General features: G+C 49.8%; 12 protein-coding genes. 10 read left to right on the forward strand and 2 right to left on the reverse strand.

The annotated features are described in order from the left end of the window. Nucleotides 1–20: 20 nt before the first annotated feature. Entirely contained in the window at nt 21–1751 is a 1731-nt protein-coding gene (locus tag H3H32_RS34830) for a type VI secretion system Vgr family protein (RefSeq protein WP_182460291.1), read from the reverse strand. 172 nt (nt 1752–1923) lie between these two features. Here H3H32_RS34830 and H3H32_RS34835 point away from each other — a divergent pair, with 172 nt between their 5' ends. Genes H3H32_RS34835 through H3H32_RS34845 form a run of 3 tightly spaced genes read left to right on the forward strand, consistent with a single transcriptional unit; the run spans nt 1924 to nt 6217 of the window. After that, the gene (locus H3H32_RS34835; RefSeq protein WP_182460292.1) at nt 1924–2355 is read left to right on the forward strand and encodes a GPW/gp25 family protein; all 432 of its coding nucleotides are present in this window, start codon (nt 1924–1926) and stop codon (nt 2353–2355) included. 45 nt (nt 2356–2400) lie between these two features. Beyond that, on the forward strand, nt 2401–4296 hold the full coding sequence (locus H3H32_RS34840) for a type VI secretion system baseplate subunit TssF (protein ID WP_182460293.1): 1896 nt from the start codon (nt 2401–2403) through the stop codon (nt 4294–4296). A 22-nt stretch (nt 4297–4318) separates the two neighbouring features. Further along, nucleotides 4319–6217, forward strand: a complete 1899-nt coding sequence (locus H3H32_RS34845; protein WP_182460294.1) for an outer membrane beta-barrel protein — start codon at nt 4319–4321, stop codon at nt 6215–6217. Nucleotides 6218–6238: 21 nt separating this feature from the next. Here H3H32_RS34845 and H3H32_RS34850 read toward each other — a convergent pair whose 3' ends face one another. After that, nucleotides 6239–7171 (reverse strand): type VI secretion system baseplate subunit TssG, encoded by a 933-nt coding sequence (locus tag H3H32_RS34850; protein ID WP_182460295.1) that lies wholly within the window; start codon nt 7169–7171, stop codon nt 6239–6241. 70 nt (nt 7172–7241) lie between these two features. On the opposite strand from H3H32_RS34850, the gene H3H32_RS34855 reads away from it, so the two are divergent. From H3H32_RS34855 to H3H32_RS34885, 7 genes are all read left to right on the forward strand, one after another. Next, nucleotides 7242–7748: a type VI secretion system TssO gene (locus H3H32_RS34855; protein WP_182460296.1), complete on the forward strand. Its 507-nt coding sequence runs from the start codon at nt 7242–7244 to the stop codon at nt 7746–7748. Between the two features lie 9 nt (nt 7749–7757). Next, a complete protein-coding gene (gene tssO / locus H3H32_RS34860) occupies nt 7758–8273 on the forward strand; it encodes a type VI secretion system TssO (protein WP_182460297.1) in 516 nt (171 codons plus the stop codon). Between the two features lie 5 nt (nt 8274–8278). Beyond that, nucleotides 8279–9166, forward strand: a complete 888-nt coding sequence (locus H3H32_RS34865; RefSeq protein ID WP_182460298.1) for a PKD domain-containing protein — start codon at nt 8279–8281, stop codon at nt 9164–9166. After that, a complete protein-coding gene (gene tssR / locus H3H32_RS34870) occupies nt 9163–11652 on the forward strand; it encodes a type VI secretion system protein TssR domain-containing protein (RefSeq protein WP_182460299.1) in 2490 nt (829 codons plus the stop codon). The genes H3H32_RS34865 and tssR overlap by 4 nt, the downstream gene beginning before the upstream one ends. Before the next feature lie 26 nt (nt 11653–11678). Continuing rightward, a complete protein-coding gene (locus tag H3H32_RS34875) occupies nt 11679–14171 on the forward strand; it encodes an ATP-dependent Clp protease ATP-binding subunit (protein ID WP_182460300.1) in 2493 nt (830 codons plus the stop codon). Nucleotides 14172–14351: 180 nt separating this feature from the next. Continuing rightward, entirely contained in the window at nt 14352–14810 is a 459-nt protein-coding gene (locus H3H32_RS34880) for a hypothetical protein (RefSeq protein WP_182460301.1), read from the forward strand. A 49-nt stretch (nt 14811–14859) separates the two neighbouring features. Continuing rightward, nucleotides 14860–16233, forward strand: coding sequence for a DUF5458 family protein (locus H3H32_RS34885; RefSeq protein ID WP_182460302.1), 1374 nt, complete (start codon nt 14860–14862; stop codon nt 16231–16233). Nucleotides 16234–16275: the final 42 nt, after the last annotated feature.

Below are 16275 nucleotides of genomic sequence, written 5' to 3' on the forward strand. Positions count from 1 at the left end.
ATTATTCATTAAACCTCTCCTTAATTGATCATGACCATTGACCCCTTTACGGTTGTCATTCCCGAGCTTTTAACGTTTAAGGTGCCCGACCCTTCCACATCGGTCATGGCCCCCTTTATACCCACCGAGCCCGTTCCTTCTATTTTTATCTGAGCCCCTTTAATATTCACAGCCTGTTTTCCCTCTATGGTAACAGTGGTACCCGACAAGGCAATTTCCTGAGCCTCAACAGTAACTTTGGCTGTGGCCTTTATCAATATATCCTTTGACGACTGGACGGTGATGGCTCCCTGTCCGTTGGGTACGGAAATCTGGATGAAATTCTTATCATCCACTTTCACATAAATTTCTTTAAGCGTCGGTTTCTCAATGAAGGTCAGCGTGCTGCCGCTGCCTACGCTAATATGCTTTTCTTCCTCGGGCTTACTGGTATCGATGCCGCTATTCTTGCCGTGCGGTAGTGCCCCAATCACAAAGGGGCGTTCAGGATCATTGTATTCGAAACCGACCATAACCTGATCGCCAACGGTGGGTACGAACTGAAACCCACGCGTTTTTTTATTGTCGGCGTGAAGGCCAAAGTGCGGCAGAGTCATCCGGATAAATGGAGTCGTTTCCGGGGCTTTCATCCAAAGCATCTGTACTTTTACCCGGCCCATCCCTTTAGGATCTTTGTTGTCGGTAACGGTGCCAATTTGTGTTTGGGCCATTGGTCGCACCAGCTTACGCACAGGCATGGCCACCACATCGGCAGGAATAGCCCGAAACCGATTATGATACTGCCCAACTCCGCTCACGTAATGGACAATATCCGTGATGAGATACGGGACCGATTGCCCACCTCTACCCGACGGAGCATCTTTTACAACAATCTTGCAACCGGGGTACAGCCCAGGCACTCTAGCCTGACCATCCATGTATTTTTCTTCGGCAGCCAGGGCCGCTTTACGATTGTCGCGATAGGGTGTCATATCAGCTGTAGCCTGAGCCGGGTGTGGGTTAATTCCCCCACTGGTTTCGGGTTTACCATAAGGAGCCAGATCCTTTCCTGTTTCCGATTCTAACTGCCGATCCTCTTCTGGCAAATAATCATAGTGTTTGAAATAAGTAGGTGCCGCTCGTACACCCGTGCGAAACTGAACCAGATTGGCCCCAAACGTTAAGGTCAGGGCCGAAGGTGTGCCGGGGCTGGTCGTAAATTGCAGCTTGCCACCGTCGTAGTAAAACCAGGCCCCGAAATCATAGGCCAGTCGTTTAAGAAAGTCCCAGGTCGACTCCTGGTAACGAACGCAAAATGGCAGCTTGGCAGGTCCTAGCGGAGCGGTTACCTTCTTGGGCTGGCTGTATGAACTCAGGCAGGCCGACACCACATCCGAAATCGATTTATCAATAAACGTTTGTGTACCGGGCACCGTCTTCAGCGCTTCACAGTTTCCATGACCAATCAGCGTCATGAGTCCCCAATAGCCATCATCCTGTTGCCGCAACTCCGTTTGGGTAATAACGCCTTTAAACTCCAGGGGTGCTGACGATGGGTCTCCTTTGATCGTCAGATCGAGCGACTTCCGCTGTAGCTGATCAAATTTATCCGAAAACAACGTCACCAATTCCTCAATGGCGTCGTGCTCGAAGAATACCCGAAATTCGTGGGTGGAGTGGATAGACTGCTGTAACGTTAGCGATTGAAAAGACGAGATTTTTTTCCCGTCGATGAGTAAGGTTGTTTCGGCAACAATGGAATAAGCAGGCATGGCAAGAGGAAGTAGGGAGAAAAGGTTTTCAAACTACGATGAGAAATGAGCCTTCATTCCGGTACTGGAATTAAGCACGCCGAATGTAAGAAAATGCTTGTCGATTACCAACCAATTTTGTTTATTGGTTAGTCTTTGTTAAGGCAGCCTCTTCCTCTACCTGTAAACTGTTATGAATCAGTCACTTTACCGCCTGCCGATCCGATTTGGCCCCATCATGGCCGGAAAGGAAATACCAACCTGTGGGGTGGGCGTTTCCATTGCACAGACGCTCTATTTATTACTCCATACCCGTTACGGTGAACTCCGAAGCGACCGCTCATTTGGCTGCAAAATCTGGGACATCGAGTTCGATCGTACGATTAGAACCAGCCATTGGATTGACTACCTGCGCGAATCGCTTGAAGTGGCCATTCGGCAACACGAACCCCGCCTGCGAAATCCTAAAATTTCAGTAGAGTTCCGAGCCGTTGATCATCGCTCAGAAGGTGCTCCGGAAGATTATCGACAATTGGCGACCGTGACAGTAAACGCTACGGTGGTTGAAACGGAAGAGCCGTTCCGGTTTTCGACCCAACTCCATGTAGGGCAACTGGCAAGCTAACAAACCGTATTTACTGGTAGTCTCACTTTCCTTACCTGAACACCCATGCCGCTGAGTGACCAACGATCGTATTTTTCCCAGGAGGCTATTCGGCAACGTTTACTACTCCACATCATGCAGATGTGGGGAGTGCGGGACCTGAACAATCTCGATACGTTCGTCCGGATGCTGATCGATACCCTGGCCAATGAGGTCTATAAAATCAGCAATGAGTTTATGGAGTCGGAGGGGCGGGTATTGGAGCGGCTGGCCGATTTACTAACGCCAGATCTGCTGACCATTCCTCGCCCGGCCCACGCAATTATGCAGGCCTACCCGGCCGAACCGGTTGTTGAGTTAGAGCCGACACAAAGCTTTCTTTATCAACAGAAATACGCGTCGCAGTTGATGGGCGAACTGGACAGTTTGCAGGATATGTTTTTCTCCCCCGTCGACTCGCTACGACTTGTTGATGGCCGTATAGCCTACCTCGCTTCGGGTGCCCAGTTATATTCGATTCATCCGCAGTTGGGCAAACGCCTTGTCGCGCAAACCATGCCGCTGCGTAAGCTTGCACCAAAAACGCTCTGGATTGGGTTGGCGCTTAATTCGGCCGTTGAATCCCTCGATCGGGTAAATTTCTTCTTCGACTGGCCTAGTGACGTAAATCCACAGCCGTTGCTTCCATTACTAGCCTTAAGTGGCTGGTACCTGAATGGGGCTCCGCTACAAACAGCTGTTGGCCCAGCTTACGCAGAATCGAATCAGCGCCAGCACGATGGCCCGGCGCAGTTACTGTCGGAATACGAGATCAGTTATCAACTCGAGAATGACATCCGCCAGATGTATCAGCCTCGCTTTGTTCACCTTAAACAGCCTGAAATCGGGCAGTTGGAAGATGAAAAATTGCCTTATCCGCCTGCGTTTGCGGAAGCTTTTGGGGTAAAAAATCTAGGCCCACTGGCAAGCGAATCATTACTTTGGTTGCAGGTGACTTTTCCGGCCCGATTCGACGAAACGATATTGGAAAAGGTATCGGTTGAACTCAATGCATTTCCGGTCTTGAACCGGAAAGCGAACCGGATTCTTTACCGGACAACCGCCAATTATAACCTTCTGCCTTTGCGAACCGCTCCGTTCGAAACGTTGCTACTGGTTAGGATGGTTATGGATAGCAAGGAGCGCCTTTTCAGCCCCTTTCCGTTTCATAAAGCCGATCATATCGAAGAAGGCGGCTATTCCGTTCGGCGGGGTGGAGTAGAACGATTCGACGAACGAAACGCCCGTGAACAACTGACATTTCTGCTCGAACTACTTCGGGATGAGTCGGTTGCGTTTGCTGTATATGGGCAGGATACGGTGCGCTTACTACTGACTCAACTCCAGGAGAAGCTTGAGCAGCTTGAGCGCAAAGTGCAGACTACCATGACGTCGCCGATAGCGCTTAATCAGTATGTGCTGTTTAAACCGTTTGAAGAGGGAGACACGATGCAGGTCGATTTCTGGACAACCAACTGCGAACTGGCCAACCGCATTCCGGTGGGCACGCTTTTACAGGCTTTTGATACGAGCAGTTTGCACAACGACAGTATTCGGTTGTTAACGACCACTATTGGCGGCCGGAATCGCCCTGATGCGCTTCATCGCGTTCAAACCTACCGATATGCGCTCATGACCCACCAGCGTATAGTAACGCTGGAAGATACCAGGGCCTTTTTTCACCATGAACTAGGCCCTTTACTGGAGTCGGTAACAATAAAAAAAGGAGTTGCTACAGGAGGTACAGTAAAAGAAGGTCTGATGCGCACTGTTGATATTAGCCTGCATCCGGCAGAGGACTGCACCCTTACCCAGGCCGAATGGCATGTTGTTATGGAGGGACTTCTCCAGAAACTGATTCATCGGTCGGGGCAGGTTACTACGTACAGGTTATTCCTGGCCGACGTAACCACACAAGTTTAGATTTTAGCCATGTATATCGTTTATGCGTATCGTTTTCTGGTTTGTAGTTAGTTATGCTGTTCTTGCCCTGGTTAATCGGGGGGTGGCACAGGATTCGCTACTTTACAATCCTAACCCCTTAGTATTAACCCACCCCACATCCATTGATGCTTTTGCCCCTTTTAAATGGCGATTGAGTGGTACTATTGGCTACCACCAGTTACAACAGAAAGGCTATTTGAATGACAATCTGTATCTGACAAATGGAGTTCAGACCACGCTCTCTGCCGATTATTTTGTTGGGCGAAATTGGGGGATTGGCGTTTTAGCTGGCTATCAGAATTTACGGGTAAGTGATTTATACCGACTGGATAAGTCGATCCCTTTATTCCCGACTCCTCATGTGCTGCCGCTTACCTCCCAGCACAGTTTTATGCTGGCGGTTGGGCCCGCTTTTTCATTTCCACTGAGCCAGCGACTACTGTTCGATGTAGAGCTTAGGGGCGGAGTATTTTATAACGATGCCCCTATTCTGGGCGCTTACATATCGGGTACTACACAGGATAATCTGTTGAATGGCACATACGTTACAACAGTTTCGCCAAGCGATCAACGGGCTCGAATTGGATTCACCGGAAGTGCTGGCTTCAAATACCAGGTTAGTCCGCAAGTAGGAATAGGCTTATCGGCCAACACGACCTTGACCTCGCTTGGGTATACACAGGTAAACAGTTCAAATGGCTTTTCGCAGAAGCGTCTGGATATGAATACGATAGGTGTTCAGTTTGGGGTTTCGTACCGGTTTCTGTCGTCCAAACGGCAAGGGACCAACGACGTTCCCGCAAGAGCGCCCAAGCCTGTTTGTTATCCGCCCATTCTGGACCCCAATCAGCCCAACGAATACGAGGTGGGTATAAATAGTCGACCGACGTTGAAATGGCGAAGTAGTGCGCCTATCTATACCGAGGGCGAACAGTATTCGTTCCGGCTGTATACCTTACCCGGCAACCGGCTGATCTACGAAAAAACGGGGAAAGATTCTCAGTTCATCTGGCCAACGCAACTCGCATTGCCAGATTCAGCGAGTTATTTTTTCTACTCCGTTTCTACCGTTCGCAATGACGAATTTGAGCAATCGTGCCGCAGCGAGCCCGTTGCTGGAACACTCGGTTTTTATATACGTCCATCGGCCCGACAGGCAGCTATTCCCCGCGAACCGGCTCCTATCTATACGCTTAAACTGTATGAGTTGAGTTTAGAAAGGGTCGCCAGGGTTACGTCTAAAGCCACCAAACCTGCACCCAAACCAAGTGTAGGGTCACAAAAACCGGCTCAAACCAAGCCTGTTAGTCAGCCTGTTGCACGAACTGATACAATTCGGGCGAATTCGGCAAAAGTAGATTCGGTAAAAACAGCTGCCCTACGTCCCGACTCTGTGCGCTCTGATTCTGCGAGGGATAAGGCGATGCGATCAGATTCGATCCGGACGGATTCGATTCGGTTGGATTCAGCCAGGGTAAATGCAGTGCGTTCTGATTCTGCGCGCGCCATTGCTGTCCGATCTGATTCCGTTCGGGCAGACTCTGTGAAGAGTACGGCAATACGTTCTGATTCTGTGCGGGCGAATACGGAACTCTATACGTCCAAAATCGTCTTTAGGCTTCTTTATGAAGGAGCAACGCAGGAGCTGGATTTTAGCTGGCCGAGTCGTCTTCCGCTACCGACGCAGCCAACGGTGTATCAGTATACGATTAATCGCGTCAATAGCCAGGAGCTCCTGCAAAACAACTATATAATCGTTGAGCCCGATGGCTGTTCAATGATCATTGGCGAGGCAACAAAAGATCAACGCTTACACTATATGGGTCCGCGCACTGGCCCAATCAGGCAACCGTCGATAAAGAAACCAACGCGCTCACCAACGAAAAAAGGCAAGCCGTAATGCCGGGAAACTACGATGTGGTTAAAGAAAAGAATTGTAACCCAGAAATGTATCCGCTGTTTTAGGAGCATCTGATTTCGTTAACACGGAAACCGATACTTCGCTGGAAACAGGTAAAAAATAGTCAATGAGATTATGCAATAGAGCAATCGTTTTTGAGTGTGGCAGAAAATCGGCCACCCGGTTATCCGGAACGGGACCAATACTAATCCGTATCCCATTCCAGTCGGCGTCGAAATGGTCGCTAACAACGGTATCAATGCCAAGTCGGCAGTTGTCCAGTCTTGGTAAGCCGCCCTCGCGTGTTGATTCATCTAATCGGCGTCCCGCTTCAACTTGAGCCGGAACCCCAAAGAAGAGGTGGAGAAAGCGGCCGAACCAGGGCAGATTACTGCGAAGCAGGTGTAGCCAGGGCAGTATTTGAATAAAAATACCCGCCTGACTACGGCTCATAGCGTTTATGATTGGCCAGTGTTCGGCAAACTGTTTAATAATCTCGGTAGCGCCATCCAGATGGTCAACCGAACTATCGTAATGAACAGAAAGGGTACGCAGGTGATTCAGTTCAGCATCGAAGGGAAGAAAAAACAAGCGCGCCTGTCGTTCTTCATCCCGATCCCGTCGTATGCCGTCAAGAAGTTGATCGACATTTTGGGGACCTGTCGATTCTGCTGGACTGAAAAACAGGTAATGGGGCAACATATCGAACAAGCCCTCGCGGGGTGTATCGATGCGGTTGTAAATGAAGGTTGAGCCTTCCAGCAACCAGTCGCTAACGTCCTCAATGTCTTTGGAGTAGGCTCGACTATAGAGCCCGGTTGGATTGACAATGATCCGTTCGGGAGCCATCTGTTGATTAGCCAGGGAAGCCGCTAAAATTTCGGCCTTAAAATCGACATCAAGGAGATCGAGGAAATAAGGAGATGAAACGGCCGATGGATCAGAGACAGACATGAGTTTATAAGGAGTTGAGGTATTGAAAGAACAAGTTATCAGTTTCCAATGAAAGAATCTTTCTACGCGAATGAAATCATTAAATCATAAAGAGATTAAGCAGGCTTTCAATCATTTTTTTACCTGGTTTACCAGCTTATTGGTGGTAACGATACTCTGTGTGTATTCCTGTGTTCAAACAAGTTTGCGTCAGGCAACTCAATTGATTCAGCAAAAAGAAGCGTTTGATCGGGTCATTTATACGGATGCGATGCTGGCCGATAAAGTTGACTCATTGTACACCTATATGAGCCTGATGAACACAAATCGGAATCAGGATGACCAGCAATTACAACGGTTGGTTACCCGGAAGAAAGAAGAGTTTACCCGATTGGTCAGTCAGCAACAGAAAACCCAGCAGTACTTTGTGGTTTACAATCGCTTATTCAGTCATGTAAACGAGATGTTATTGTTAAAAGACTCCCTGAACAAGTCAATGGTTGAAGAAGGCGACCTGCGGGATGAACTAAGAGGATGTTTGCAACAGGCTGTAGAGGAAAATCGGCAAAATAAACGGAGAGGGCCCATCGCTAATTAACCCAGTCTTATGAATAGTTTTTTTCGGCTTACGATGCGCGAACGTCGTCTCCAATTTATCTACCTGCTGGCGGCTATTAGCTTCTTGTCTGTAGTAGTTAGCTGGATTGCGTTTCGTAATAAAACGTATTCAAGTTCAGAATCGAAGTACCTGTCGAATCAAATCAAGATGAAAGAACGGGTCTTGAAAAGCCAACTTGACAACATACCCCTGCTCGATTCGGCCTATCATGCCATTGTTGTCTATCGGCCTGAGATCAATGCTGTATTTATTGAAGTCGATATTGAAGATCGCCTGAATGAAATCCGTCGCCTATCCAACCCACAATCGGAGGGGACCCGGTTTCGGACGTTTGCGCAGATTGCCGACTTCTACAAGATGATGTACGTAGACAAAAAGCTGGTTTGGAGTAAACAATCGAACATTAGTTTGTTTCGTAAACAATTGGATGACTGTAGTGTCGGGATGTTCCCCGGTGCTGCCCCAGCCCCAGGCGCAAATCCGTCTGTCACCAGTTCCCGATAAGTACTATGAACAGTAAAATGACCTTATCGGCCCGGGCCTTTTTGCTTACTGTAGGTATGCTGGTTGTGTTGTACTGGTATACCTCCGATGTAGAAATTCAGGCCAGGGTGTACCCTGTTCAGCAAGTGGTTGGCCAGCCGGTTCGCTACATGGATAGCACGAGTCAGGCCGAACAATGGCACTGGGAATTTGGCGATGGGCAGGAGTCACCGCGAGCAAGGGGGGTAGTCCGCTATTATCGGCCGGGTACCTATCTGATTCGCTTACGGGTCAATAAAGAAGTAACCCGAACGTTTTCAGTCGTGATCAGACCAGAGCCGATGGTTATCCGGCAGGATTCTCTCGTGCAGATACAGGGACCATCAACGGGTTATGAACGGGAGAAGCTGGTTTTTACGGCTGTGGGTGGGCGGGCGAGTCAGTTCACCTGGCGATTCGGGGCCAGCGGACAGGTCGATTCCCGCGATCAGACGGCTATTTATAGTTACCCTGCCGACGAAGATCGTTCGAAGCCCCATACCTATACCATTGAGTTGATGACGGATGTAACGAAGTATCCGATTCGGAAGCAGATTACCATCATACGGGGCTATAACAAGTTTGATCCCCCCATCGATTCGCTGGATATCGTTGGCAGTGATATTCGACGTCGGCTTCAGCAAATTGCTGATGGCCAATCATTTAATAGCAACTATAATTATTTGCTGAGCAAATACCTGTGCAATCGCAACAATTCGCTTGTTCAGATTAACAACACAAAAGCCAACGATTTTTATTCCTATTGCATGGGTCTCCAGTTCGATCAGGGAGTCCATATTGATGGGGTTGCAGTCGTTTCCGATTCGGTTACGTCCTGCATTACACGCTTAAATGTGACTCAACATAAACCATGAAATGCCTGCCGATTTACTGGCCAGTTTATTCCCCTAATCGGCAGTTTCGGTTAGACCGGCTCTGGTATTGCCTTGTTGTTCTGACGCTTTGGCTCGGCTGTCCCGACCTGGCCCGAGCCCAATTGCCTTTTTTCCTGCGCGTGGCTCGTCAGCCCGACAATCTGGTACCCGTATCGGGAACGCCCAACCAGATGCAATCAGGTGTTGGCATATCCAAATCAGGCGCTAAGGCTAATCTACAGCCACCTGGCGGTTCGCCCTGGATTGTCTATTCTGATCGCAATAACAACATAACGTTTCGGAGTTCAAACGGCACAACGCCTTTTAAGAAAATGGGGTTTATGGAAGCCTTTTATGTGCTGAAAGAGCGCAATGGCTATTTAAAACTCATTAAGTACGATCCGGCGCTCGTTATTGGCAATAAGTTTTCCAAGCGTGTTATCCCCGATCGAAAAGCCGTTGTTTACTACGGCTGGGCGCTCAAAAGCCGCTTTTTGCTGGCTAACCAGAGTAGTCGATCGTCGGATCAACGCCGGGCACAGATCGTAAGTGCTGTATTAGCCCAACCCGCCCTGCTGACAAACCCCGAGCATTACCTGTCCAATGACTCGATTCGGCTTTATATGGACCCTTCTCAGCAGGCGCTTGCTGATACCAGAATGCGCCTGTATGACCTGGCCTATGTGTATAAACTCTCCGAAACGCGTCGGCAAGCGCTGGTCGGGCGAGCATCCTGGTTCCCAACTGATAGTGTCAAACAGATCATGTTAGGCTGGACACCCATTGAAGTGTTACAGCCGATTGGCCAGCGTTTATTCATCGAAGCCGACACCGCCAACCTATCGTCCAAGCCCATTTCCTTTTATCGATCCGTTTCGGCACTGCTTCGGGGAGGTCGTGATTCAACCCTCATTAACAGTACCTTCCCGGCTGTTTCCTGGGATCGGCTGGGGCCTAAATTTCCGGTACTGAAACAATACAGCGTTAAAGACAGCCAGGTTGTATTGCTGACCAATGCGCTAACCCCGCTGGTTGAGAAGCGACAGGTTCCAGTGCTGAATGTGATCGGACAGACGATTTCGAACCAAATACTGCCCCGTGTCCGGGCCAATACAGCGAATTATAATCTTGTTTACGTCGTAGAAGGGAGTCCCGCCATGCAGCCCTATTGGGGCGAATTGATGAACACCATTCAGTTTACAATTACTCAGCTGTCGCAGGATACGACACGGACCATTTCGTTACAGGTTGGCTCAGTCGTTTATGACGATTATGAAAAATCGGATGACAGCAAGACGCTCAAAGGCAAGGTTACGCTCCTTCCCTTAACGCCCAATTACACGAGCTTGCTGAGTCGGTTAAGTCGCATTGCGCCACCGCCCCGGAATCGCCCGGAGGCCGAACCGAAATGCATCCGATCGGGTGTTAGCGAAGCCTTAAAGCAGTTTGCTAACCATCCCGACGAAAACAACATTATCATATTGGTCGGAATCAACGGCGATGTACAGTCGATTATTGACGGTAAGCTGATTCCAACAGCGCTGAAAACGATAGAATGTCGATTGCTGGCTTTTCAGCCTTTCGGCGCTCCGGGCGACATTCCCAATAACTTTATTCTCCACAGCCGGGAGTTGGTTATGGAGATAGCCAACAGAGGCAGCGATCTCAAAAAAGCGCGGCTTGTTCGGCCCGATATGGTTACCGCTACGAATGAGTTTAACCTTCGGATGGGCGACCGGAATGTGTACCAACTGGCGTATCCCGACCGCAGCATGGTGCCGGGCTGGGTGCTTTTTCCCCGTAAAAATCAGGCGCTACCCTTCAAGGAATTATATGCCGCTACCGATAGTCTGTTTCAGCAAGTCTCCAACGAATCGCAGAAAGTGACGGCGGCTTTAGAAAAAACCTTTCAGAAACTGGAACCTCAGGGCGACCGGGTAAATCCAAAGCTGAGCCCGGTGTATGCCTCTGCGGGACTGAAACTGCCTGTCAGCCCCTCTACGCTGACGCGTATTGACGAATATCCGTACCTGACGCGGGCGTACACGCCGGAGCGACTTAGCGGAGGGACACGCTGGAAGTATATTGCCTTACTTCCGCTTGATGAATATGATGGCATTGGCCGATGGCTGGATATGCTAAGCGGTGATGACATCGACCCAAGCCTTTACCTCGACCGGATACGGCTCCATAATCGTTATCGACAGGTGCTGAACGAAGCCAGTTTATCCACTCGGGGCTCCGTCACGCTGGATCAACTACTGAAAGGCTTATTGGATTTGCCCGTTGCGAATCCGTTGTTTAAACGCATTGCTCTTGGCGATTTGACCAGCCGTAAGCAGGTGTCCGATGCGTTGCTCAATCAGGTTTTGTATGTACTACGCGAACGACGCGACTATTTTCGACGCATACCCACCTTCCGAAACAGCCGATTCGCATCGAACGGCCGGACTTACTACTGGATTAGCGAAGACCTATTTAAATAAACCCTCTACCTCAACTCTGCTCGGTTATGCGCCACTTACCTCTGAATCAATCGGTCGAAAAAGCCCTACACATTGCCCGTGCCTTAGCACGTGAGTACTACAATGAGAAATATTCGGCAGCCCACCTCATGCGGGCTATGCTTCATGATGATGTGGGCGGGAGTGCTTTGCTGAGCGCCTTACAGCATGATGTGGCTTATATTTTCGACTGGGCCGATGTCTGGATGGAAGAACTGCCTCGTGTGGGGCAGGCGGTAACAAATCCAGAACCCGACGAATCGGTGGAGCGGGTTATGAACGAAGCCGACTTTCTGCGCGTCAAGCTGGGGCTGGATTACATCGAAATCATCTGTGTGTTGGCCGCTTTAACCAAGCCAGGTGTTGGTTTTTCGGCCGATCAGCTTCGCTCGCTACCGTTGCAGGAGCGCGATCTGATGGAACGGTTTGTGCGCGATTTATCGACAGCTCCTTCTACAACTGGCGCTCAGACAGGAACAGGTACCAACGGGAAGGAGCAGACCAGTTATCCGTCGATGACCAAAGAACCCAAGTTCTGCATCGACAAAACCGCTCAGGCCCGTGCGGGCAAACTGGACCCTGTGGTTGGGCGAAATGAAGAAGTACGAACCATGCTTGAGATTCTGGGTCGACGCAGCAAGCCTAACGTGATGGTGGTGGGTGATCCGGGTGTTGGGAAGAGCGCACTGATCGACGGGCTGGCGCAACAGATCGTGGCAGGATTGGTGCCTGCCCGAATGAAAAATGCCATTCTGCTGGAACTGGACCCCGGTGCCTTGCTGGCTGGCGCTTCGTACAAAGGTGAAGTGGAAGACCGGCTAAAAACGGTCATCAAAGACGTCAAGCAATACGAAAAGTGTATTCTGTTCATCGACGAAATCCACATGCTGCTCGATCCGAAAGGATCGGCCGGAAACGGGGTGGCCAACTTGCTAAAGCCAGAACTGGCGCGGGGTGAACTGACTGTGATTGGGGCAACAACCCCCGAAGAATACCGAAAGCTAATTGAACCCGATCAGGCACTGAGCCGTCGGTTTGAGATGCTGACCGTAGCGGAACCCAACGAGAAAGTGGCCGAACGAATGATGCGCGGGCTTGTGCCAGCCTACGAACAGCATCACCAGTTAAAAATACAGCCAGAGGTAATCTCAACCTGCATCCGGCTAGCCCGCCGATACAGCAAGGAACGCCGATTACCTGACTCCGCCCTTGATCTGCTCGACCGAACGATGGCCGCCATTCGGATGGCAATGGAAACGTCGGGTACTGAACTGAGTCAGATTGAAAAGACCATTAACGAGTTGGCCCAGGGCGACCTAACGCCGGAAGAGGCCTTGGAAGAATACCGCTGGATTGACACGTTGCTGCATCACCAGGTCAGCCCGGTTTTGTTGGGCCAGTGGGAAGACGACATCGACCCAGCCGAGCTGGAAACAGCCGTGGCGTATCATGAGTACATCATCGGGAAATTAGGTCGTTTCAAGGAATTAGCCAGTAAACAGGAAGCCACAGTTACCACCAGCGACCTGGCGGCCGTTGTGGCCCACAAAACGGGGATTCCGATGGGCAAGGTGCAGGCCCAGGAAAAGGAGCGACTCTTGTCGATGGAGAGCTTTCTGCAACGGCGCGTGGTGGGGCAAGATCACGCCTTACACGCCCTGTCCGACGCTATTCTGGAATCGCGCAGTGGCTTGCAGCGAGCAGGCCAGCCCATTGGTTCGTTCTTCCTGCTTGGGCCTACGGGTACCGGAAAAACCGAATTGTCGAAATCGCTGGCCGATTTTCTGTTCAACGATGAACGGGCGCTGATCCGTTTCGATATGTCGGAGTTTAAGGAAGAACATTCCGCGGCCTTACTCTATGGTGCCCCTCCGGGCTATGTCGGTTATGAAGAGGGCGGATTATTGGTAAATAAGATTCGGAAACAGCCTTACTCCGTTGTTCTGTTCGATGAGATTGAAAAGGCCCACAACTCTGTTTTCGACATCTTTCTGCAAATCATGGATGAAGGTCGTTTGCACGATAAGCTCGGCAAGGAAGGCGACTTTACGAATGCGTTGCTCATTTTTACCTCCAACATTGGTAGTGAATGGATTAGCGGTGAGTTTCAGGCCGGGCGAATGCCAACGTCGCAGCAATTAATGACGCGGATGACGGGCCAGTTTCGCCCTGAATTTCTGGCCCGGATTACCGAAATCATCCCATTCTCCCCAATGAAAGAGGAAAATGTGGTCCGGATTTTCGACATCCAGCTGGCGCATCTGCACAAAAGTCTTCAGCAACAGGGTATTGATTTAACCGTCAGCGAAGAAGCCCGACGGCAGTTAGCCTTGCAGGGGTTCACTCCTCAATACGGTGCTCGCCCACTGGCCGGTATTATCCGGAACCAGCTACGCCGACCAATCTCACGCCTGATTATTTCCGGGCAATTGCAGAAAGGCCAGGCCTTGAACGTTGGCTGGGATGAGCAAGCCGCTGAGCTGGTTTGGCAGATAAACTAGGCGTTACCCGTTTTGTATACTTTATAGTTTTCGCAGTAAAAAAACGAGATTGGGCACTGATTGCGAGCCGCAAAAAAAGATACCGTTTGTTTGAAATTACCCCCCTTGGCGAAGCGAGCATCTTGCTGCCTACCGTCTTATTGATAGCTTTGATAAACTTAAAAATCAGCTGAATAAGATATGTTTGACTTCGAAATTGGTGGTAACGAGATTAAGCCCGAATCAGCGGAGGGTATCGTTAATATCCCCTTCAATCGTACGCTGCTAGCACAAAAACTTACGCACCAGACTCCGGTTAATCCAGAGACTGTCTATGGCTTGAAAACCGTTGAAGCTGTTTTCGATCACTTTAAGCCCGAAGTGGAAGTCGAGATGGAAACGATCGAGGGTATGCCAAAGAAAGAAACCTTGAAATTTCGGAGCGTAGCCGATTTTCGGGTTAAAGAAATGGTTGCTCAAAGCCCATTTCTTCGCTCATTGGATGCCCAGTTTCAGGAATACACCCAAATCAGCCGTCGCTTGCAGGGCCACCGGATTCTGCAAACAGCCTTGGGGAACCCCGATACCAAAGCGGCATTGATCGAAACGCTGCAAGCCTTAGTGGCGGAACTCGAAGCAGGCGAAAAAACCGAGGCTTAACTTATCAAACTCTTCTTCTTTTCTCTCAATCAGTCCCTTATACGTCTTCATGGAAAGCGAACCTACAGCATCCTCAGCACAACTTGATGCACGGCCCTCTACAGGGATTAGCCGTGGCGCCACCCTTCCTGGCATTCCTGCCCTATCCGCTTACGGTGGTTATGCCTTTATCGAAAGTTTTATTGATGGTTCACAAAACCTGAACCCCGACCGCAAAGCGCGGAAGAAAATATACATGGGCGACCCAACCAAAGAAACGGATCGGGCCGTCCTGAAAGAAAAACTTAAACTCTGGATCGAAGTACTGAGCTCGTCTGAAAATCAGAACGAAATGCTCGATACGGCAAAAGATAAGGCAACGGAAGTTGAGCAAAATCTGCAAAAAAACCTGTTAACAGCGCTGGAAACAACGCGGGAACTGGAAACCAACTACCGGGCGCTTTCTTTGTTCTACAAGAATGCCGAAGCGGATAAGTTGTCGAACGTTACCATCGTTAATGCTGGTTTTGATCAACTGACCGATCTGGACAACTCTCGCTTCATCGATTACATCGCCGATGAGCTGAAACAGAACTATGATCGCCTTGACCTGCGTCAGAACTATTCGCTTTTGGTCGTTCCTGGCTTCATGGGATCGAATGCCGTGTTAGAGAAATGGGCCAAAATTGCGCATAACAACAAAGTAACCCTGTTCACCGATTTCGCCGATCTTGAAAGCTCAGAAGACGTTATCGACCTGTTCAGCACAGCCAATATGACAGGGGCAGAGTTGTTCCGCTCCAGCGTTATCATGACCTGTAACTGGGTTGTGGGCCGTAGTAAAGTAGCTGAAGTAGGTGAAGTAGAGAATTTGTACGTTCCGCCTTCCATGGCACTGGCCGGCAAAATCTACTACACGCTGATGTCGCAGGTAACGGCGGGTAAGAAACACGGTGGTATGAATGAAGTACCGGGTGTTCGCTTCCCACTTCGTAAAAGCGAACTGTCGGCCGTTGAGCGCCTGAATCTGGTGCCCATGATCGACGAGTACGGTCGGGTTATGGCTTTCGGTAGCAAAACCCTCTTTAACGGCGACAACATGGGTCTACAAACCTACTCCGTTGTTCGGGTATTCGATTACATCACCAAAGTGCTATTCGACTTCCTGAACCGTCGGGCCTTCGAAAACTGGAACTCGCTCATCGAAGCGGATTTACGTCGGCAGATTGCTGGCTTCCTGGATAGCATTAAAGGACCAGATAAACTGATCGATCAATTCCGCATCATGCGCCTGGAACGCGATGACAAAATAAAGGATCGTATCTATCTCGACATCCGACTGACGCCTTACTTCCCTGCCAAGAGCTTTGTTATTCGGCTCGACGGTCGTCGGGGCGATGACGTGGAAAGTCCAGAATGGACATCTGATTACGGTCAGATCTAACCGCCCTGTAAACTGACTATTCCTAACGTTTCATCTTTCAAC

Source organism: Spirosoma foliorum, assembly GCF_014117325.1.
GTDB lineage: Bacteria > Bacteroidota > Bacteroidia > Cytophagales > Spirosomataceae > Spirosoma > Spirosoma foliorum.